General features: G+C 41.3%; 19 protein-coding genes. 15 read left to right on the plus strand and 4 right to left on the minus strand.

Annotated elements, in window-relative coordinates:
* From G6554_RS07865 to G6554_RS07885, 5 genes are all read left to right on the plus strand, one after another.
* Entirely contained in the window at nucleotides 1-1,608 is a 1,608-nt protein-coding gene (locus tag G6554_RS07865; protein WP_166240480.1) for a glycoside hydrolase family 43 protein, read from the plus strand.
* A gap of 318 nt (nucleotides 1,609-1,926) precedes the next feature.
* Nucleotides 1,927-2,655 (plus strand): amino acid ABC transporter ATP-binding protein, encoded by a 729-nt coding sequence (locus G6554_RS07870; protein ID WP_166240482.1) that lies wholly within the window; start codon nucleotides 1,927-1,929, stop codon nucleotides 2,653-2,655.
* 17 nt (nucleotides 2,656-2,672) lie between these two features.
* Entirely contained in the window at nucleotides 2,673-3,491 is an 819-nt protein-coding gene (locus G6554_RS07875; RefSeq protein ID WP_166240484.1) for a transporter substrate-binding domain-containing protein, read from the plus strand.
* Nucleotides 3,492-3,561: 70 nt separating this feature from the next.
* Nucleotides 3,562-4,215, plus strand: coding sequence for an amino acid ABC transporter permease (locus tag G6554_RS07880; RefSeq protein ID WP_166240486.1), 654 nt, complete (start codon nucleotides 3,562-3,564; stop codon nucleotides 4,213-4,215).
* 12 nt (nucleotides 4,216-4,227) lie between these two features.
* Nucleotides 4,228-4,878, plus strand: coding sequence for an amino acid ABC transporter permease (locus tag G6554_RS07885; RefSeq protein ID WP_166240488.1), 651 nt, complete (start codon nucleotides 4,228-4,230; stop codon nucleotides 4,876-4,878).
* A gap of 72 nt (nucleotides 4,879-4,950) precedes the next feature.
* On the opposite strand, the gene G6554_RS07890 is transcribed toward G6554_RS07885, so the two are convergent.
* A complete protein-coding gene (locus G6554_RS07890) occupies nucleotides 4,951-6,120 on the minus strand; it encodes an ROK family transcriptional regulator (protein ID WP_166240490.1) in 1,170 nt (389 codons plus the stop codon).
* A 200-nt stretch (nucleotides 6,121-6,320) separates the two neighbouring features.
* Between G6554_RS07890 and G6554_RS07895 the strand changes: the two genes are divergently transcribed.
* The 7 genes from G6554_RS07895 (at nucleotide 6,321) to G6554_RS07925 (ending at nucleotide 15,314) form a co-directional block, all read left to right on the plus strand.
* Nucleotides 6,321-7,313, plus strand: coding sequence for a Gfo/Idh/MocA family protein (locus tag G6554_RS07895; RefSeq protein WP_166240492.1), 993 nt, complete (start codon nucleotides 6,321-6,323; stop codon nucleotides 7,311-7,313).
* A gap of 145 nt (nucleotides 7,314-7,458) precedes the next feature.
* On the plus strand, nucleotides 7,459-8,541 hold the full coding sequence (gene xylF, locus G6554_RS07900; RefSeq protein ID WP_166240494.1) for a D-xylose ABC transporter substrate-binding protein: 1,083 nt from the start codon (nucleotides 7,459-7,461) through the stop codon (nucleotides 8,539-8,541).
* Between the two features lie 72 nt (nucleotides 8,542-8,613).
* On the plus strand, nucleotides 8,614-10,152 hold the full coding sequence (locus G6554_RS07905; RefSeq protein ID WP_166240496.1) for a xylose ABC transporter ATP-binding protein: 1,539 nt from the start codon (nucleotides 8,614-8,616) through the stop codon (nucleotides 10,150-10,152).
* Nucleotides 10,130-11,302, plus strand: a complete 1,173-nt coding sequence (locus G6554_RS07910; protein WP_166240498.1) for a sugar ABC transporter permease — start codon at nucleotides 10,130-10,132, stop codon at nucleotides 11,300-11,302. Before G6554_RS07905 ends, G6554_RS07910 begins: the two co-directional genes overlap by 23 nt.
* 38 nt (nucleotides 11,303-11,340) lie before the next feature.
* Nucleotides 11,341-12,672 carry a xylose isomerase gene (gene xylA / locus G6554_RS07915; RefSeq protein ID WP_166240501.1) on the plus strand — a complete coding sequence of 444 codons (1,332 nt, stop codon included), beginning with the start codon at nucleotides 11,341-11,343 and terminating at the stop codon, nucleotides 12,670-12,672.
* Between the two features lie 74 nt (nucleotides 12,673-12,746).
* Nucleotides 12,747-14,246, plus strand: a complete 1,500-nt coding sequence (gene xylB, locus G6554_RS07920) for a xylulokinase (RefSeq protein ID WP_166240503.1) — start codon at nucleotides 12,747-12,749, stop codon at nucleotides 14,244-14,246.
* Nucleotides 14,247-14,279: 33 nt separating this feature from the next.
* The gene (locus G6554_RS07925) at nucleotides 14,280-15,314 is read left to right on the plus strand and encodes an aldose epimerase family protein (protein WP_166240505.1); all 1,035 of its coding nucleotides are present in this window, start codon (nucleotides 14,280-14,282) and stop codon (nucleotides 15,312-15,314) included.
* A 66-nt stretch (nucleotides 15,315-15,380) separates the two neighbouring features.
* Here the strand turns inward: G6554_RS07925 and G6554_RS07930 are convergent, their stop codons facing one another.
* Entirely contained in the window at nucleotides 15,381-16,286 is a 906-nt protein-coding gene (locus G6554_RS07930) for a DMT family transporter (RefSeq protein ID WP_166240507.1), read from the minus strand.
* 190 nt (nucleotides 16,287-16,476) lie between these two features.
* Here G6554_RS07930 and G6554_RS07935 point away from each other — a divergent pair, with 190 nt between their 5' ends.
* The gene (locus G6554_RS07935; protein ID WP_166240509.1) at nucleotides 16,477-17,454 is read left to right on the plus strand and encodes a 2-hydroxyacid dehydrogenase; all 978 of its coding nucleotides are present in this window, start codon (nucleotides 16,477-16,479) and stop codon (nucleotides 17,452-17,454) included.
* A 204-nt stretch (nucleotides 17,455-17,658) separates the two neighbouring features.
* The gene (galE, locus tag G6554_RS07940; protein ID WP_166240511.1) at nucleotides 17,659-18,675 is read left to right on the plus strand and encodes a UDP-glucose 4-epimerase GalE; all 1,017 of its coding nucleotides are present in this window, start codon (nucleotides 17,659-17,661) and stop codon (nucleotides 18,673-18,675) included.
* Between the two features lie 591 nt (nucleotides 18,676-19,266).
* On the opposite strand, the gene G6554_RS07945 is transcribed toward galE, so the two are convergent.
* Nucleotides 19,267-20,478 (minus strand): aminotransferase, encoded by a 1,212-nt coding sequence (locus tag G6554_RS07945; protein WP_166240513.1) that lies wholly within the window; start codon nucleotides 20,476-20,478, stop codon nucleotides 19,267-19,269.
* Nucleotides 20,475-20,981 (minus strand): Lrp/AsnC family transcriptional regulator, encoded by a 507-nt coding sequence (locus G6554_RS07950; RefSeq protein ID WP_166240515.1) that lies wholly within the window; start codon nucleotides 20,979-20,981, stop codon nucleotides 20,475-20,477. Before G6554_RS07950 ends, G6554_RS07945 begins: the two co-directional genes overlap by 4 nt.
* Before the next feature lie 370 nt (nucleotides 20,982-21,351).
* Between G6554_RS07950 and G6554_RS07955 the strand changes: the two genes are divergently transcribed.
* Complete coding sequence (locus G6554_RS07955; protein ID WP_166240517.1) at nucleotides 21,352-22,215, plus strand: Cof-type HAD-IIB family hydrolase; 864 nt, start codon at nucleotides 21,352-21,354, stop codon at nucleotides 22,213-22,215.
* Nucleotides 22,216-22,363 lie beyond the last annotated feature (148 nt).

Genomic DNA, 22,363 nt, shown 5'->3' on the forward strand with positions numbered 1-22,363 from the left:
ATGGCTTTTATTCAAAATCCAATATTAACAGGATTTAATCCAGATCCAAGTATTTGCCGTGCAGGAGAAGATTATTATATTGCCGTCTCCACATTTGAATGGTTTCCAGGAGTAGGTATTTACCATTCAAAGGATTTGGAAAACTGGCGTTTAGCAGCAAGGCCGCTTAACAGGTTAAGCCAGTTGAATATGATGGGAAATCCTGATTCGGGCGGGATTTGGGCACCGGCCTTGTCTTATCGTAATGGGCAGTTTTGGCTGATCTATACGGATGTAAAGGTAGTGGAAGGTCAATGGAAGGACTGTCACAATTACCTAACTACCTGTGAATCGATTGATGGCGAGTGGTCAGATCCGATTTATTTAAATAGTTCTGGCTTTGATCCTTCCCTATTCCACGATGATGATGGAAAAAAATACTTAGTTAATATGTACTGGGATCACCGGGTAGGTCATCATAATTTTTACGGAATTGCCCTTCAGGAATATAGTGTTGAAGAACAAAAGCTGGTGGGTAAGGCTGAAATCATCTTTAAGGGAACAGATAGTAGGCTGACAGAGGCGCCTCATTTATATAAAATGCATGGCTACTACTACCTCCTAACGGCGGAGGGCGGTACAAAATTTGATCATCAAGCAACGATTGCACGTTCCACCCAGCTAATGGGCCCATATGAGGTGCATCCGGAGAACCCTTTGATTACTTCATTCCCGTACCCAAGAAATCTACTTCAGAAGGCGGGCCATGCTTCCATTGTCCACACGCATACGGACGAGTGGTTCCTTGTTCATTTGACTGGAAGGCCTCTACCAAAAGAAGGTCAGCCGTTATTAGATCCTCGCGGATATTGTCCGCTTGGGAGGGAAACGGCCATCCAGCGGCTGGAATGGAAAGACAATTGGCCCTATGTGGTAGGGGGCAATCAGCCTGCGGTTGAGATTGAAGGTCCTAAACTGGAGGAGGTCCGGTGGGAAAAGGATTTTCCGGAAAAGGATGATTTTGATACGACTAGCCTAAACCTTCATTTTCAAAATTTGCGGATACCATTGGGAGAGGATATTGTTTCATTGAAAGATCGTCCTGGACACCTGCGCTTGTACGGGAAAGAGTCCCTAACATCAAAATTCACGCAGGCTTTTGTGGCAAGGCGATGGCAACACTTTCACTTTACCGCAGAGACCAGGGTCGCCTTTCATCCTGAAACCTTCCAGCAATCGGCAGGACTGGTAAATTACTATAACACACAGAACTGGACCGCATGTCAAATCTCTTGGAACGAACACAAAGGTAGAATACTAGAACTTGTGACCTGTGATAACTTTACTTTCGCCCAACCCTTACAAGGGGAGGAGATTGTGATTCCTGATGGGGTTGAATATGTGTACCTTCGTGTTGAAGTAAAAACGAATGTGTATCACTATTCCTACTCATTTGATGGTGAAAGTTGGAATGGTATCCCCGTAACATTCCAATCCTATAAGTTATCGGACGACTATATTCAAGGCGGTGGCTTCTTTACCGGTGCCTTTGTCGGAATCCAGTGCCAGGATACATCGGGACAAAGACGGCACGCTGACTTTGATTACTTTATCTATAAAAGCGAATAAATACTAGTGGAGTCGCCTAAGCTATCCCAGCTTGGCGGCTCCACTTTTTTTCCTGGGCTTTTTTACCCGATACCTTAAATTTTGCCGAAGAATGCTAGAATCGATCCCATTTCTTTTTCCATAATTCACTAAAAGATAGCAAAAATCAGCGGGAATATTTGCAAATTTCCGAATTGATGTTTACTAAATTGGAAAAAAACTGTAGTATGTCAATATACCTGTAGTTATTTGTCAATTCTTAAAAGTTAAAATTCTAAAAAAAGTGGCAATATGACAGGCGTCGTACATAGGAAATGAACAACAGGGAGGAGGATTGGTGTGATTCGGTTTGATTCGGTCAATAAATATTATGGGGACTTTCATGTTCTCAAAGATATTAATCTAGAGATTAATAAAGGAGAAGTTGTCGTTGTTATTGGGCCTTCAGGGTCGGGGAAAAGTACGCTGCTTCGCTGTATTAATCAGCTGGAAACCATCTCTGGCGGAGAATTAACTGTTAACGGGTTTAAGGTAAATGACAAAAAGGCGAATATTAATGAGTTAAGACGAAATATCGGGATGGTATTTCAGCATTTTTACCTATATCCGCATAAAACCGTTCTTGAAAACATTACGATTGCACCCATGATGGTTGTAAAACAATCGAAGGCGGAAGCGGAGAAAGTGGCTAGGTATTATCTTGAAAAAGTAGGGATACCGGAAAAGGCAGATGTTTATCCATCCCAGTTATCAGGAGGCCAGCAACAAAGGGTAGCGATTGCAAGAGGACTTGCGATGAAGCCAGAAATTATGCTGTTTGATGAGCCCACTTCGGCACTTGACCCGGAAATGATTGGTGAAGTGCTGGATGTTATGAAAACACTGGCAAAAGAGGGGATGACGATGGTCGTCGTTACCCATGAAATGGGATTTGCGAAAGAAGTAGCCGATCGTATCATATTCATGGACCACGGGCAAATTCTTGAACAGGGGAAACCGGCTGATTTTTACGCGAATCCAAAAGAAGAAAGAGCGCGTCTATTTCTCAGTCGTATATTAAATCATTAAACTTTAGGGGGATTTCTATGTTTAAAAGTAAAACAAGTAAGATTGCGGGCGTTCTTTTATTATCGGCTTCCATGCTGCTTTCAGCGTGTGGTAAAGGGGATGAAAAAGAAGCAAATGGGACAGCAGCCAAAAATGCGTTAGAGCAAATTAAAGAGGATGGCAAAATTGTGATCGGAGTAAAATATGATACTCGATTATTTGGACTTAAGAATCCATCTTCCGGCGAAGTAGAAGGTTTTGATATTGATATTTCCAAAGAGTTGGCTAAGGATATTCTTGGGGATGAGAAAAAGGTAGAGTTTAAAGAGGTTACATCTAAAACACGAATCCCGATGTTAAACAATGGCGATATTGATGCAATCGTTGCCACCATGACGATTTCCGAAGAGCGTAAAAAAGAGGTTGATTTCTCGGATGTCTACTTTGATGCTGGACAATCACTACTTGTCAAAAAGGGCAGCCCGATCAAAGGACTTGATGATTTGAAAAAGGGTACCAAGGTTCTTGCCGTTAAAGGCTCAACATCTGCCATCAATATTCGTGAAAAAGCTCCAGAGACAACTGTATTAGAATTTGAAAACTATACAGAGGCCTTTACAGCATTGAAATCCGGTCAAGGAGATGCCTTAACAACGGATGATTCCATTCTTTATGGAATGGTTGACCAAGATGCAAACTATCAGCTAGTCGGTGGAACTTTTACAGAAGAGCCATACGGAATTGCTGTTAAAAAAGGAAACAAAGAATTAGTTGATGCGATCAATAGCGCCCTAAAGAAGATGAAAGATAACGGAAAGTACGACGAAATTCACAAAAAATGGATCAAGTCCAACTAACATCTTCTGAATCAGGATGGGCCCATCATGCCCATCCTGACTACTTTTCAAGAAAAGGAGGGAGATCTATTTGCTTGATTTTTCCATACTGGTAGATAACTGGGATACATATTTAGAAGGATTTAAGAATACTGTGCTGTCTAGTATCATTGCCTTGATCGGAAGCTTTATTATTGGCGTGATTGTAGCGGTTATGAGAATTGCACCGATTAAACCTTTAAATTGGATTGGCAGCGCGTATGTTGAGTTTATCAGAAATATTCCTTTACTCATCATAGCCTTTTTCTTTTATATCGGTCTTCCCGCTGTTGGTGTAACGTTAACTGGATTTGTGGCAGGGACGATTGCCCTTGCCATTTATACGGCATCCTTCATTGCGGAAGCGATTCGTGCTGGAATACAATCTGTACCAAAAGGACAAATGGAGGCGGCAAGATCATCAGGTCTTACCTATTTGCAGGCGATGAGGGTCATTATTTTACCGCAAGCGATTAAAATAGTCATTCCTCCAATAGGCAACCAGTTTATTAATCTAGTCAAAAACTCCGCTATTTTGGGGATGATTGCCGGTTTAGATTTAATGTACTTTGGTGACCTTGTATCCTCCCATACATTCGTTACCTTTGATGTCTATATTTTTGTGGCCATCTTTTATCTCGTGTTAACAATACCATTAAGTCTGGGCGTTGGTTATTTGGAAAAACGCTTAGCTAGAAGCCATTAAGGAGGGGAATGTATGGATATTGCAGGAGCGCTCTCAGTTGATCATTTAAAATTCCTCGCCGATGGTTTTAAGGTGACGCTTTACATTGCCTTTGTTTCGATTGTATTAAGCTTTATTATCGGGATCGTGTTAGGAACCTTACGTTTTGCCAAAATTAAGTTCCTATCGAAGGTTGTGGCTTTGATTGTCGAGACGATTCGGAATATGCCGCTGCTTTTGATTATTTTCTTCACCTTTTTTGCCCTGCCTGAAGTGGGATTGAAGCTAAGCCCCACGGCTGCGGCAATCTCGGCATTAACACTGTTTGAATCAGCGATGCTGGCTGAGATTGTAAGAAGCGGCCTAACTTCCATCCATAAAGGACAAATTGAAGCTGCCCGTTCATCAGGGTTAACGTATATCCAAACATTATGGCATATTGTCATGCCACAAGCCCTTCGGCGCATGGTGCCGCCGATTGTTAGTCAATTTATCTCGTTATTGAAGGACACTTCACTATGCGTGATTATTGCTCTGCCGGAATTCATGCACAATGCCCAAATCATCTATGCCCAAAATGTTAATTACGTGATTCCAATCTTTGTGGTCGTCGCGCTCATGTACTTTATTGTCAACTACTGCTTATCATTGATTGCGCGCAGGCTTGAAAGCAAGCAGGCATAAAAAAGTATCTATCATAAACAGATAGAAGGCACAACTAGCTAGTTGTGCCTTTTTCGTGGTCTATTTCCATTTTCAATTAGAAATCTCCTCTACCTTTCCTCCTGTGATAAAGTCTTCCACTACAAAAGCGATTACGCCTAATGCTGCTGAATAAATGGAGAGCGTTGAAAACTGTAATTCCACTTCTTGACGATGAAAGGAAAGAGTATGGGTATTAATCGTTTTGCGAATCGATTCCTCTAGCCATTTCTGCGCTTTTGCTAATCGATTTCCAATGATGACTTGTTCAGGATTAAAGGTATTAATAATGTTATTTATTCCATATCCGAGATAACGGCCAATTTGTTCAAATAGGTTCAGGGCACTCTGGTCATTTTTTTCAGCTAATTCAATTAACAATTCGAGTGATAAATATTTTTGATTTTCCACGTTGATCAATGCGTGCTCAGAAGCATAGGCCTCCCAACACCCTCTACTTCCGCAGCTGCACGGTTTACCGTTCGCTTCAATGATCATGTGACCCATTTCTCCGGCAAAACCGTTTTTCCCTTGATATAATTCTCCGTTCAAAATGATGCCAACACCGATCCCGATTCCAGCACTTACATAAACGATATTTTGAAAGTTTTGACCTACACCAAATTGTTTTTCCCCATAGGACCCGGCATTTGCTTCATTTTCAATAATGACAGGGAGATTGAATTCGTCCGTAATCAGCTGTTTTAAGGATAAATCCTTCCAGCCTAGGTTCGGAGCCAGTAAGATGGTTCCGGATTTATCCACTATTCCCGGCACACCTATCCCAATTCCGACGGTGCCGTATTTACTTTTCGGCATTTCGTCCATTACGGAGTGAATCATTTCAATCACTAAGCTCGTAACAACAGGATAGGAGGTATCTAGGAGTAATTGATTTTTTTCAATGAGGATATTCCCTTTTAAATCGGTCAGTATACATAAAATATAATTTACCCCAATATTCAGTCCAATGGCATAACCCGCCACTTTATTGAAATGAAGGAGAACGGGCCGCCGTCCACCGCTGGATTCACCTGGACCAGATTCATAAATCAGTTCCTCGTCGAGTAATTCGTTTACCATAGAAGAGACTGTCGCTTTATTCAGTCCGGTAACTTGGGCAATATCTGCCCGTGATAGCGGTTCCTTTGCCAAAATCATTTGTAAGACAAGTGCTTTATTATTTTCTTTAACGATTTGTTGATTCCAGGTTTTTGGTTGCATGATAAAAATCCCCTAACGTATTAAGTAGGTCAATTTTAACATAAACTTTGTTTATTGGATATACAAAGTTCGTGTTTAATGATATAATGAGCTTACTAAAAGTATAGGGTTATGACAGATGATTGTCTAATCATTCATTACCAAAAAATGTAGAAGGACTTGATCTATTTTAGGAATTTTATAAGAAAGGAATGATAGCAATGAAAAAGGTTCGTTGGGGAGTCGTAAGCACCGCATCTATCGCACAGACACAAGTAATACCTGCAATTAATCGATCTGAAAATGCTGAAATGGTTGGTATAGCTAGTAGGGATGAAAAAGCAAAGGCGGTGGCTGCTAGATTATCCATTCCAAAAAGCTTTGAAAGTTATGAGGAGCTTCTTCGTGATTCGGAAATTGACGCCGTTTACATCCCGCTTCCTAATCATTTACATAGTAAATGGGTTAAAAAAGCTGCTGGGCTTGGCAAACATGTTCTATGTGAAAAGCCGGCTGCATTAACAACGGAAGAGACTGGGGAAATGGCTGCGTTTTGCAAACAAAAGAATATCAAATTCATGGAAGCATTTATGTACCAATTTCACCCCCAGCACCAAAGGGTTCAGGAAATAATCGCTGATGGAGAGATTGGTGAGATCAAATTCATGCGTGCCAGTTTTTCGTTTCATATGGAAGATAAACAATCCAATATTAGAATGAAAAAGGAAATGGGCGGCGGAAGTATTTATGATGTTGGGTGTTACTGTATTCATGCGATTCGTTCTATTCTACACTCAGAGCCGATTGAAGTTGAGACCTTTGCCACGCTTGACCCTCATACGGGAGTGGATCTATCCGCACTAGTTCATATGAAACTAACCAATGGAATAATGGCTGTGTTTGACTGCAGTTTTGATATGGCCTTTAGACAGGAGTATGAGGTGGTTGGTACAAAGGGCCGCATTTCAGTGCCAAAAGCTTTTCGTCCTGATACCAATGGGGGCGAAGGTTTCATTATGGTTCAGTCTGAGCAGGGAGATCGGACCGAAAAGATAACGGGTGACCAATATAAACTTCAAATTGAGCATTTTTCTCAGTCTATCATGGAAAATACTCAACCATCGTATTCCGCTGAAAATACGATTCTAAATATGCGCGCCATTGACGCTTGTTATCAGTCTATTTGTCAAAAGGCTGCAGTCGTATTGGGGTAAGGTTAAATAGGGTATTAAAATGGTAACTTTAAGTCCTAGTTATATAATAGTCAAAAAATTTTTATAAACTTAGTTTATTGGATGGACAAACTAAGTTTGGAGTGATATTATTCTTTTGTAATCACAAATTAAAGGGGGACAGAAAATGAAGAAATGTAAGGGTTTACTAAGCTTGTTCCTGGCATCGCTTCTAGTACTCATGTTGGCAGCTTGTGGGGAAGATGTAGCGGGCCAAAAGGCAAGTAGTAGCAAAGGAGATCAGAATAAAAAAATAAAAATTGGTCTTTCTGTTTCAGATTTGACATTAGAAAGATGGCAGCATGACCGTGATATTTTCGTAGAAAAGGCAAAGGATTTAGGTGCGGATGTATTGGTTCAATCTGCTAATGGGGATGAAGCGAAGCAATTGTCGCAAATCCAAAACATGCTTTCACAAGGAATCGATGCCCTCGTTATTATCGCCATTAATTCTGATTCCTTAACTACCGTAGTGGACCAAGCGAAGCAAGAAGGAATCCCCGTTTTAGCCTATGACCGCTTAATTAATAACAGTGATGTTTCTGCATATGTTTCGTTTGATAATGTCAGAGTGGGTGAAATGCAGGCGGAATATGTAGTAAAGAATGTTCCTAAAGGAAATTACTTCATGCTTGGCGGCTCGCCAACAGACAATAATGCCAAAATGTTTAGAGAAGGCCAAATGAATGTGATCCAACCTTTAGTTGATAAAGGTGATATAAAAATCATTGGGGACCAGTGGGCTAAAAACTGGGATGCCAATGAAGCAATGAAAATTATGGAGAATGCCTTAACTGCTAATAAAAATAAAATCGATGCAGTTGTTGCATCCAATGATGCCACAGCCGGCGGTGCTATTCAGGCATTATCTGCACAAAACATGGATGGCAAGGTGGCCATTTCCGGTCAAGATGCTGATTTAGCTGCCGTTCAACGTATTGTTGAAGGAAAACAGTCGATGACCGTCTACAAACCTATTAAAACGATTGCGACAAAGAGTGCGGAAGTTGCCGTTCAACTAGCAAAAGGCGAAAAGGTTGAAGGAAGCGAAAAAGTAAACAACGGAAAAGTTGATGTCCCGTTCATTAAACTTGATCCAATTATGGTTGGAAAAGATGAAGTAATGGACTCAATCATTAAAGATGGTTTCCATCCTTATGATGATGTATATAAGAATGTTCCGGAGAACGAACGTCCACCACGCCCATAGAGTTAAAACAGATCAAACAAACGGATAAGGGGTTCCGCCCCTTTCCGGAACTTAAATAGGGGGTAGCCTCATATGGAAGCTTTTGCATTACAAATGGAAGGGATAACCAAGGAATTTCCTGGTGTTAAAGCTTTGGACGATGTGACATTTTCTGTCCGCAAGGGTGAAATCCACGCCTTATGCGGTGAAAATGGAGCGGGGAAATCCACTCTTATGAAGATATTAAGTGGTGTATATCCTACCGGAACATATAATGGGAAAATTCGTATCAATGGTCAGGAAGTCTCGTTTAAATCCATCAAAGAGTCTCAAAAAGCAGGAGTTTCTATTATTTATCAGGAACTGGCGCTCGTAGGGGAAATGAGCGTAGCGGAAAACATTTTTCTTAGACATGACTTAATGCGAAAAAAGATTATTGATTGGCATAAGATCCATGCCGAAGCGCAAAAGTGGCTAAGCTATATTGGCTTAAATATTGATCCGCAAACAAAACTTGGAGAATTATCAGTTGGCAAGCAGCAACTAATTGAAATAGTTAAGGCTCTTACGAATAATACGGAAATACTTATTTTAGATGAACCTACTGCCGCATTAACAGAAAGTGATGTTGAAGTTCTTAAAGGAATTCTAAGAGATTTACGTTCAAAAGGCGTTACGTGTATTTACATATCTCATAAGCTGGGGGAAGTCATGTCCTTAGCAGATACTGTCACTATTTTACGAGATGGAAAAACGATTAGTACAGATCCGATTGCTGACATGTCTGAGGAAAAGATTATCGAGAAAATGGTAGGCAGGGAACTTACTGAATTATTCCCATACGAGGAACACAAAATTGGGGATAACATCCTCGAGGTAAAAAATTATTCCATATTCGACAATAAAACTGGAAAAACAGTTATTGATAATGTTTCATTTTCACTTAAAAAGGGTGAAATTCTCGGATTTTCGGGATTAATGGGTGCCGGCAGAACGGAATTGTTTACGGGCATTTTTGGAGGATTGAAAGGTAAAAAACAAGGTGTAGTCATGATTGATGGAAAAGAGACAAATATAAAAATGCCGGCGGACGCCATTCATGCGGGTCTGGCCTATGTATCAGAGGATCGTAAGAGATACGGACTTGTCCTAGGAATGGATATTACCAAAAATTCTACGTTAGTTGCTTTGAATAAGGTAATGAAATTAAATATTATCGACACGGCCCTTGAAGTAAAAAGATCCGATGAAATAACAAAAAAAATGAAATTAAAGGCACCTAATCTGGAAGCAAAGGTTAGCCAGCTAAGTGGAGGGAACCAACAAAAAGTAGTTCTGAGTAAATGGATTCTTAACAATCCTAAAATCCTGATTTTAGACGAACCTACTAGAGGAATTGATGTTGGTGCTAAATATGAAATCTATAAAATTATTAATGAACTTGTCGAGCAAGGTGTAGCCATTGTGATTATTTCATCAGAACTTCCAGAAGTCTTAGGATTATCTGACCGAATCCTTGTTATGGCAGAGGGTAAAATAACGGGTGAATTTTTACGAAATGAAGCGACACAAGAAAAAATTATGACCTGTGCAACAGGAGGGGTGCGCCTTGAACAGCCAAATATCAACTAATACGGATCAAGTGAAACCTGGGATAAAGGAAAAGGGTATTAAAATTGATATTCAATCCTTTACTTTAATTATCGCCCTCGTATTGATCGCCATTATTTTTGGTTTTTTTACAAGTGGAGAGTTTTTATCCTCTCGTAATATATCAAATTTATTTTCGCAAATGTCCATTATATCTGTCTTAGCAATTGGAATGACACTTGTTATTGTCGCTGGACATATCGATTTATCCGTGGGATCTATCGTAGGTTTAACAGGTGGCGTGGCAGCGATTCTCCAAGTTTGGTATGACTGGAGCACACCTGCAGCGATCCTTGCTGCAATCGTCATTGGGGCACTTTTAGGATTATGGCAGGGGTATTGGGTAGCATACCGGGCCGTTCCGGCATTTATTGTTACCTTAGGTGGAATGCTCATTTTTAGGGGAATTCTAATCGGTCTCAGTAAGGGTGAAACGATTGCCCCATTGAATGAAAGTTTTAAGCAAATTGGAAATAGTTATGTGCCATACAGCATAGGGTATATTTTAGCCATTGCCAGTATTATTCTCTATTACTTTTTTACCGTCCGTTCAAGATCAAAGCGGAAATCACTAGGGCTCTTCGTTCCAACAAATATAATTGATTACGGAAAGGTTTCGGTCATTTCATTTTGTATTTTAGCTATTGTTTATGTGCTTAGCAGATATTTGGGCGTACCTGTACCGATGACGATTGTCATTGTATTAGCAGGAATATTTGTTTTCATTTCACAAAAGACGTCATTTGGTCGCTATGTCTATGCAATCGGTGGGAATGTTGAGGCCGCGGCACTATCAGGTATCAACATTAAACGAAATACTTTGTATATTTTTATCCTGATGGGAGCATTAGCAGGTGTGGCTGGAATTCTCTTGACCAGCAGACTAAACGCTGCCACTGTAAGTGCCGGCACGAATAATGAATTGGATGCGATTGCCGCATGTGTTATCGGCGGAACCAGCTTAATCGGTGGTAAGGGTAAAATAGTCGGAGCTCTAATTGGGGCTTTAATTATGGCCAGTATTGATAATGGTATGAGCATGATGAATATCGAAGCCTTCTGGCAATACATTGTGAAAGGTCTCATTTTAATATTTGCCGTATGGTTAGATATCTCAAATAAAAAAAATTAACACGAAAAAAAACTAAAAATTTCTAGGAGGAATGTAACATGGCTTATTTTGAAACTGTTAGTAAAATTGAATTCGAAGGTGCTTCATCAAAAAATCCGTTCGCCTTTAAATACTATAATCCGAAGGAACTCGTTAACGGAAAAACAATGGAAGAGCTTCTTCGCTTTTCAGTTGCCTACTGGCACACCTTTACGGCTGATGGTACAGATCCATTTGGAGTCGGTACGGCCATCCGTCCTTGGAATCACCTGCAAGGTTTAGATTTAGCAAAAGCACGTGTTGAAGCAGCATTTGAACTTTTTGAAAAATTAAATGTTCCTTTCTTTGCTTTCCACGATGTGGACGTTGCACCAGAAGGACGCACCTTAAAAGAAACCAATGAAAATCAAGATATCATTATAGCCATGATTAAAGAATACATGAAAACGAGCAAAACGAAATTATTATGGAATACGGCTAACATGTTTACAAATCCAAGATATGTTCACGGGGCAGCTACTTCTCCGAATGCGGATGTATTTGCTTATTCGGCAGCTAAAGTGAAAAAAGGTTTAGAAGTAGCAAAAGAGCTTGGGGCTGAAAACTATGTATTCTGGGGCGGCCGTGAAGGCTATGAAACTCTATTAAATACAAATATGTTGCTTGAACAAGATAATTTAGCACGCTTCTTCCAAATGGCTGTAGAGTATGCGAAAGAAATCGGTCTAAATGTTCCATTCTTAATTGAGCCAAAACCAAAAGAGCCAACAAAACACCAATATGATTTTGATGTAGCTACTGGTCTAGCATTCTTACAAAAATATGATCTAACCGATTACTTCAAGTTCAATATTGAAGCAAACCATGCCACACTTGCCGGTCATACATTTGAACATGAGCTTAGAACAGCCCGTATTAATGGAATGCTTGGATCCGTAGACGCGAACCAAGGAGATACGCTGCTTGGCTGGGATACAGATGAATTCCCAACAGACTTATATTCTAATACATTAGCCATGTACGAAATTTTGAAAAATGGCGGTCTAGGTAAAGGTGGACTCAACTTTGACGCGAAGGTAAGAAGGGGATCCTTTGAGGCAGAAGATCTTTTCCATGCACACATCGCTGGGATGGACGCATTTGCCGTAGGTCTAAAAGTAGCGAATAAATTGATCGAAGATAAAGTTCTTGATAGCTTTATTGACGATCGCTACAGCAGCTACACAAAAGGAATTGGACTCGATATTGTCGAAGGCAAAACAAACTTCCGTCAATTAGAAGAATATGCCCTGCAATTAACTGAAATTAAAAATACTTCAGGTAGAACAGAACGGTTAAAAGCATTGGTGAATCAATATATTTTAGAAACACTTTCAAGCGTAACCGTTTGATAGACATATAAAAATAGAAATAAAAAGTGCTGGTAGTTCATACTCCGGCACTTTTTTAAAAAGGGATGATCTAGATGAAGTACGTAATTGGTGTTGACCTTGGTACAAGCGCTGTCAAAATCCTACTAGTGAATCAAACGGGTGAAGTATGCCATGAGGTTTCGAAATCGTATCCTTTAATTATTGAAAAATCCGGGTACAGCGAGCAAAACCCGGAGGAATGGGTGGCCAAGACGTCCGAGGGCTTAGCTGAACTCATTCTCAAATGGGGCGGAGATGTCAGCGCTATTGAGGGAATTAGTTTTTCCGGACAGATGCATGGTCTAGTCTTGTTAGATGACAACCATCAAGTGTTGAGGAATGCAATTCTTTGGAATGATACGAGGACAACGAAACAATGCCAGGATATTTATCAGGTTGTGGGCAAAGATCGCTTGTTAGCGGTGACAAAGAACCCTGCGTTGGAAGGCTTCACCCTGCCTAAGATTCTTTGGGTAAAAGAAAATGAACCGGAAATTTTCGATTGTGCCAGCGTATTTATGCTGCCAAAGGATTATTTGCGCTATCGGATGACCGGTGAAATCCATATGGATTACTCTGATGCGGCCGGAACCCTTCTATTAAATGTAGCAAATCGTGAATGGAGCACTGAGATGTTAGAAGCATTCGGTCTTTCACCCGAATTCTGTCCACCATTAGTGGAATCGCACGCATGTGTAGGGACAGTCACACCTGAATTCGCCCATGCAACAGGCTTGGCGGAAGCCACTAAAGTGTTTGCCGGCGGTGCGGATAATGCCTGTGGTGCGATCGGCTCAGGCATTTTATCTGAAGGGAAAACATTATGCAGCATCGGTACCTCTGGTGTCGTTCTTTCTTATGAAGAAAGAAATGACCTTGATTTTGAAGGGAAGGTTCATTACTTTAACCATGGTGAAGAAAATGCCTACTATACCATGGGCGTTACCCTTGCTGCGGGGTATAGCTTGAGTTGGTTTAAAGATACATTTGCCGGGAAGGAGGACTTTGAACAGTTTTTAAACGATGTGGAAGAAGTGCCTGCCGGATCAAACGGATTGCTCTTTACCCCGTATATTGTCGGTGAAAGAACACCGCATGCGGATTCCAATATTCGCGGCAGCTTTATTGGGATGGATGCTGCACATGAACAGAAACATTTTGTCCGGGCAGTTCTTGAAGGGATTACTTTCTCTTTAAATGAATCAATTGAAATCTTTCGAAATAGCGGCAAGACGATTGATTTGATTGTCTCCATTGGCGGCGGCGCAAAGAATGAAACATGGCTGCAAATGCAGGCGGATATTTTTAATGCCAAAATTGAAAAGCTTACAAGTGAACAAGGTCCCGGAATGGGGGCAGCGATGCTAGCGGCATATGGCTGCGGCTGGTATGCCTCGCTTAAAGAGTGTGCAGAAACCTTTATTCACCCTTCGAAAACCTATGAACCTATTAAGGATAATGTAGAAACCTACCGGAAACTTTTTTGTTTTTATCAACAGGTTTATACACAAACTAGAGTTCTTAATGATCAGTTAAGAGAATTCAGAAAGTAGATTGCCTTTTTATTAGATGGAAGGAAGAGAAAAATGAGCGTCATTCAAGAAAGCTTTGGCCAGCTTGGTCACCAACCTGTCTATTCGTTTACAATGGTAAATGATCATGGTGTAGAAGTGACGGCTATCAATTATGGCTGTATTATCACGAAAATGATGGTTCCGGATCAACAGGGTAATTATGAAAATATCGTTCTTGGACATGACACACTTGATGAATATGTTAACGACCCTTATTTTCTTGGTGCCGTTGTCGGCCGTGTGGCTGGGAGAATCAAAGGCGGTTCGTTTGAACTTGATGGGACACCGTTCACACTTGCTCGGAACGAGAATAAAAACCATCTGCATGGGGGGGTGAGAGGATTTGACAAGGTCGTTTGGGATGCTGAAATCGTGGAAGATGGGGTCCAGTTTAGCTATCTAAGCCCTGATGGTGAAGAAGGATACCCAGGGAATTTATATATACAAGTTAGTTATAGGCTAAACAATGATAACGAATTAACGATTCATTATGAAGCACATTCAGATAAGAAAACCTTGTTAACCGTCACGAACCACTCGTATTTTAACCTAAGCGGTAATGGAAAAAGAGATATTTTAGAGCATACGTTAACCATAAAAAGTAATCAATTTCTAGAGCTGGATCACGAATTAATGCCAACAGGTACCTTTGTGAATGTTGAAAATACGCCTTTTGATTTTACACGTGAGAGGGTTATCAACACCGGGGCAGCATCGTTACATCCGCAAAATAAACTTGTTGGGGAAGGGTATGATCATTCATTTCTCTTACACACAAACCATGATAGGGAGATTGTTTTAAGCGATCCTGAAAGCGGGCGGACCGTAGCGATTGAAACGGATGAGGCGGCCGTTGTCGTTTATTCAGGAAACTCATTAAAAGCAGAAGGTGAATTTCGGGGTGTTCCATCTAGAAAATACTTGGGGCTTTGTTTGGAGACACAGGCCTTACCTGATGCCATTCATCACCCCGAGTTTCCATCCATCATTTTAGATAAAGGCCAGCAGTATTCCTCAGTAACAACGTATCGGTTTGATGGTAAGTAGGATTTTGCCGTTTGCCATTAAGTTATGTGCACCCTTAGATTCATAATCTAAAGGTGCCTTTTATTTCTATATATACGTCTCTTCCTTGATCACTTTCGGAATCGGCTTTCGCTGCTGGCTCAAAAAGAAAAAGACACCGAGCAGGACAAGCAGGCCGCCAACGATTTGCCAGGTGACGAGATGTTCATGTAATAAAAGCATGGCTAAGATCGTCGAGCCGACGGGTTCACCTAAAATACTCATAGAGATGGTTGTCGCATTGACATAGTTTAACAACCAGTTATTGATGACATGGCTGACGGTTGGAACGCTGGCAAGTAAAAGGAAGATGCCCCATTCCTTGCCGGGATAGGCAAAAAGTTCAACCCCAGTTGATAGGTTATAGATGGTAAGAATGATAGCCGCAGAGAAAAAGACGCAAAAACTGTAAAGCCAGTGAGATACTTTTTTTACGATGGTTTGCCCGATAAATAAGTAGCCAACCACTGAGATGACGCTGAAGAACGACAGTAAATCACCCATGATGGCGTCACCGCTTAAACCGAAATCCCCCCAGCCGATCATCATCGCCCCGACAATGGCAATGCCCATCGTCATTAATGCTGAGAGTGTTGTTCGTTCTTTAAAAAGGAAAAAGCCCCCGACTAGTGAGACAATCGGCTGCAAGGCAAGGATGATCGTGGAACTTGCTACCGTCGTCAGCTTCAACGAGCCGAACCATAAGACAAAATGCAGTGCTAGAAAGAAGCCGGAAAAAAACAAAAAGAACCAATCCTTTTTGACTATATTCCTGAATTCATGGCGATTTTTCCATACGATTGGAACCATTAGAATGCTTGCAAACCACATGCGGTACATACTCAAAATGGAGGCCGGTGCATCTGACCATTTGACAAAAATAGCCGAAAAAGAGATGGCAATAATCGAGATGGTAAGCGGTAGCCCAATAGATTTTGAACCTTCCTGTTTCATGTTTTCCCCCAATCATGATGCCTGGTAACAGGTCTCTATACTCTTCACTATTCATTTATTATACTTGCATTTCTATTCTCCCTCAACCTATGCCCATATTTTTCATTTTCAGTAAGAATTATGGTAGGATGAGAGGAGAATGGCCGGGTCAAAAAACGCAGGTAAAGCCTAGAAGGTGGGGGGGAATCTATTGAAAAGCACCGTTTACATCACTAGAAAGCTTCCTATGGAGGTTATTGAAAGACTTTCTAACCATTTTGATGTGAAAATGTGGGAAGAGGAGACGATTCCTGTTCCTAGGGAAGTTTTGCTTAAAGAAATGGAAGGAGTCGATGGACTTCTCTGTCTGTTGACAGATTTGATTGACAAAGAAATCATCACGATGGCACAGCAGCTAAAGGTTATCTGTAATCTAGCGGTTGGTTATAACAATATCGATGTTGAAGCCGCTGCCGGAAAAAATATTATTGTAACCAACACTCCCGGAGTCTTAACCGAAACGACAGCGGATTTAACTTTTGCCTTGTTAATGGCAGCCGCCCGGAGAGTCGTGGAATCGTCTGACATGTTGCGGAAAGGTGAGTGGGGTGCCTGGTCTTTGATGCAACAAACGGGACAAGATGTGTATGGGGCCACACTTGGAATTATTGGCCTTGGCAGAATTGGCGAGGCCCTTGTCAAGCGGGCTAAGGGCTTCAGTATGAACGTGCTTTATCATAATCGGACAAGAAAGTTGGAAAAGGAAGAACAGGAACTGGGAATTCACTATCGAGAGGTAAAGGATTTGCTGCAGCAAGCTGATTTCGTCTGTTTGCTTCTTCCATACAGTCCCGAGGTCCATCACCTGATTGGAAAAGAAGAGTTGGCCTTGATGAAACAAACGGGCATCTTGATTAATACGGCAAGAGGCGGAATTGTCGACGAGAATGCCTTGTATCATGCCTTGAAAGAGGGGCAGATTTGGGCTGCCGGACTTGATGTGTTTGAACAGGAGCCGGTTGCGGTGGATCATCCATTGCTCACCTTACCGAATGTAGTTACCTTGCCGCATATCGGCAGCGCAAGTATCCAAACGAGAATGAGAATGGCGCAGTTGGCGGCGGATAATCTAGTAAGCGTACTAAATGGCGGTCAAGCAATTACACCAGTTCATATAAAAAAGAGCTAAAGAACGCCGAATTCCTCGTGAATGGCACCTTTATTGTTTTAACTTTTCCATACAATAAAGCGTAAATAACAGGTAAATTTTAATGAAAAGTCATAAAATAGCACTAATTTACCAGTTGTTGTTAGTGGTGTATAATAATCAATGGAATTAACTTTTTCAAAATATGCACTGTACATAAATGTAAGCGGAGGAGAGGTCGATAGTATGTCTATATTAGTGACAGGCGGGGCCGGATATATCGGGAGTCACGCATGTATTGAACTATTAAATGCAGGTCATGAAATCATCGTTCTAGATAATTATTCAAACAGTAAACCCGAATCGTTACAGCGGGTAAAAGAGATTACAGGTAAGGAATTTCCATTTTATGAAGTAGACTTGCTTGACCAAGATGAGCTTGAGCATGTTTTTGCCGAAAATCAAATCGAGGCTGTGATTCATTTCGCCGGATTGAAAGCAGTAGGAGAATCAGTATCGATTCCGCTTCATTATTATCACAATAATATCACCGGTACATTGATTCTTTGTGATGTAATGAAAAAATATGATGTGAAAAACCTTGTCTTTAGTTCGTCTGCAACCGTGTACGGGATGCCTGACCGCATGCCAATCTCCGAGGATTTCCCACTCAGTGCAACCAATCCTTATGGTCGAACAAAGCTGATGATCGAAGAAATTTTACGCGATTTGTATGTTGCTGATCATGGCTGGAGCATTGCATTGCTTCGTTATTTTAATCCTATCGGCGCGCATGAGAGTGGTCGGATTGGTGAGGATCCAAACGGAATTCCGAATAATTTAATGCCGTTTGTTACGCAGGTAGCTGTTGGGAAATTACAGGAACTACAAGTGTTTGGCAGTGACTACCCAACGATTGATGGTTCAGGCGTACGGGATTATATTCATGTCGTGGACCTGGCGCTGGGGCATTTAAAAGCGCTTGAGAAGGTCATGTCCGCTAACGGTGTTGAGGCGTACAACCTAGGCACAGGTACGGGGTATAGTGTATTAGAGATCGTTGCAGCTTTTGAAAAGGCGGCAGAAGTGAAGGTTCCTTATAAGATTGTCGATCGAAGACCAGGGGATGTGGCGGTCTGCTATGCGGATCCAGTTAAGGCGAAAAATGAACTTGGCTGGGCCGCGTCACGGGGAATTGAAGAGATGTGCCGCGATTCTTGGAATTGGCAAAAGAATAATCCGAATGGGTATGAGGGTGAGTAGAGCAACATTTTAAAGGCTTTATATAGGTGCTTCCTTATTAAAAGACACAAGAATTGACGTATGAAATTGGCATACGTCTTTTTCTTTATTTTTCAAGTTTCTACGAAATTCCATTAACTTTGACTTAACAATTGACGTCATTATTATGATGGACAATAGATTAAGCACCTGAGCAGAAAAATAGACGGAAAAATTCCGCTTAATTATTAAATGTTATTAAAAAAGGCCTAAATAGACGGAGAGATTCCGCCTATTCGTTTGAAAAATCCAAAAGTGAGGGATTTCACCTTACATAGTCGGAAAAGCTCCCCTTATTTACCCTAAAATGAGCTTCATTTTGCATTTAACCGGAAAACCTCCGTTTATTTTACTTTAGCTGGTTACTCGATTAAGGACAAGACATCTTATTTAAAAAAGGGTGAGTTTTATCTCGAAAATGCAAGAGACCTGATTTTGATGCATTACGGTGAACCGTATCACAAATAAATAAGGTTTTTTATTCCTATTTAAGAAACTCGCCAATTATGGCGAGTTTTATAATTTATATAATAATTCAAAATGGTACCCTTTGGCGACATTCACCTAGTTCTTTTAGCGTATTTTCACTTTTTCAGACTGGTGATTAGCAAGAACACCCTTCGATTCAATGAAACGCTGCATTCGTTTTAGCGCCTCTTGCAGTTGGGCCATCGAGGTAGCGTAGGAACAGCGGATATATCCTTCACCGCTTTCGCCAAACACATGGCCGGGGACGACGGCGACTTTTTCCTTCATCAATAGTTCCTCGGCAAATTGCTCTGAGCTTAGGCCTGTAGCACGAATGGATGGAAAAACATAAAAGGCACCTCCTGGAACATGACAGTCTAATCCCATTTGATTGAGGGTCTGGACCACATAGTTCCTTCTGCGGCGATAGCTGTTTCGCATCGATTCGACTTCAGGATACGTATTGCGCAGCGCCTCGATCGCACCGCGTTGCAGCATATTCGGCGCACACATTGTCGTATATTGATAGATTTTCAGCATGACCTCTACAAATTCCGTTGGTGCAGCCAAGAAACCCAGCCGCCAGCCTGTCATCGCGAATCCTTTGGAAAAACCATTAATTAAAATCGTCCGTTCATACATGCCATCAATGGCGGCAACGCTGCAAAAATCCTCGTCATAGGACAGCTCTGCATATATCTCATCGGACACGACAAGTAAATCATGTTTTTTGATAACCGCGGCAATTTCAATCAACTCATTCTTCGTTAGCATACTGCCGGTTGGATTGTTTGGCGAACAGAGTAAAATCGCTTTTGTCTTTTCGGTAATCGCCGCTTCGATTTGTTCCGGTGTTACGTTAAAACCGTTCGCGGGTGACGTTGACACAGCAACGGGAGTCCCGCCGGCAATCGCTACTAACGGGGCATAGGAAACGAAGGCGGGTTCAACAATTAAGACCTCATCGCCTTGATTTAGAATGGCGCGAAAGGCAAGATCAATCGCCTGGCTTGCGCCGATTGTCACAATAATTTGATTACTCGGGTCATACTGAACCCCAAATCTATTATTTAAATAGTAAGTGATTTCTTCCCGTAATTCCAGCAATCCGGCGTTGGCCGTATAGGAGGTAAAGCCCTGCTCCAACGATAAAATGGTTGCCTCACGAATGCTCCAGGGTGTGACGAAGTCCGGTTCACCGACACCTAGGGAAATCACGTCGTCCATGCTGGCAGCTAAATCAAAAAATTTCCGAATCCCAGAGGGCTGCAGTTCTTTGGCTGTTTGCGAAAGATAGTGCTCATAGCCATGTTTCATGGTGAAACCACCATCCTACGGTCTTTATCCTCATTGCCACTGTTAAAATTAACACCATCATGCTTGTATTTTTTGAGCATAAAATGGGTGGTGGTAGAAACCACATTTTCAATCGTTGATAATTTTTCCGAAACAAACTGCGCGATTTGATTCATTGTTTTTCCTTCGATGGTGATCGATAAATCATAGGCACCTGACATGAGATAAAGTGATGACACTTCGGGAAAACGAGAGATTCTCTCGGCCACTTCGTTGAAACCAACGCCGCGCTTCGGGGTAACCTTGACATCAATCATCGCGATAACGCCTTCTTGCCCCTCGACCTTGCTCCAATCGATTAGGGTTGGGTAACTCATAATAATCTTCGCTTGCTCTAATTTCTGAATGGCTGCGCTGACTGCATCCTCACTGCACATCGCCATTAAGGCGATCGACTCTATTGGTAGTTTGTGATTCTCTTCGATAATTTTCAAGATTTCAATTTCTTCTCTGCTAAGCTGCATTTTTGCGGCCTCCAATTACGAGTTTTCGTTTCTTTATTGATGATTTTAATCCTATTTTGGGAGTCTGTCACCCTCTGTGAAAAAATTATTGTATTTTTTTGAAAACTGCAGGCTAGATTAATAGAAAGAAAAGGCAGCAAGGAAAAAAGGACTGCCTCTAATAAGGTTGCCCCTTCATAAATTAGTCGATTTTAACAGCCTCCATCAATAAATCCACAATATGAATAGCACGCATTTTAGCAGACAGGCCCAGCTTCTGTTTCCCCCATTTCTGTCTTACGGATTAATCCTGCTCTGTGAATCACTTTGAAATATTATTTCAATAAATATATAATAATCATAAAAAAATAATTCAAAAGGAGCAATACAATTGAAATATTCCCTATTAGCTACTGATTTAGATGGCACTTTGTTAAACGAGCATAAAGAGATTGATGCGGAAACCATCGCTGCAATTCATGAGTACCGCAGACGAGGTGGGAAAGTGGTGATTTGCAGCGGCCGATCTCCGCTTTCAACGAAATGGATTGCTAATACCATCGGCCTAAAAGGAGATCCGATCATTGCCTACAATGGAGCGATCCTGCTTGATGAGAACGGTGAAATACAAGAGCAGGCTGTGTTTCAGCCCGATCCGCTTCACCATTTCTGGGAATTATGTGAGGAAGAAGGGATTTACGCCCATTTTTATGAAGGAGATACATTGCTTGTTCCAATGGTAAATAAGTGGAACGAGAATTGGATTGAGAACAATATTCCTACCCTTGAAAAAACGGGCGGTCGGTTTGAAGATTGTGAAGGCTTCCGGAATAAATGCCAAATCAAGGTCATTGATCATTTTTATCAATATATGAAAGAAAATCAACCCAAGATTACGAAAATAGCTGTATTTGATGATGGGGAACGACTGGCTGATTTTTCAAAAAGAATCGCCGAACAGGTGGAGGACATGGAAATCAGCAGCAGTTTCAATTTCCTCAATTTAGAAATTTCCCCAAGTGGAGTGACAAAAGCAGCCACACTAGCGAAGCTCACTGAAAACCTAGGGATCCCAATCTCGCAAACGGCAGCCATTGGCGATAATTATAATGATGCGCTGATGCTTTCCATGGCAGGACTGGGAATAGCGATGGGAAACGCACCGGAAAAAGTGAAACAAGTGGCGAATCAGGTGACAGGGAATAATAACGAAGCAGGAGTGGCGCAGGCGATCCGTCGATATTTACTTGATTAATGCCTTTTCGTTTGGAATTTACCTTTTGTAAACTAATTTTTTTAAAATAGTATTTCAGATTTTTAATAAAAATATTGAATTATTATTTCAAACGGAATATAATAAAAGCACAGTAATCGCTTACAGCATAGAAAAGACAAACTGGAGG

Origin of the sequence: Bacillus sp. MM2020_4 (assembly GCF_011250555.1) — a bacterium.
Classification (GTDB): Bacteria; Bacillota; Bacilli; order Bacillales; family Cytobacillaceae; genus Neobacillus.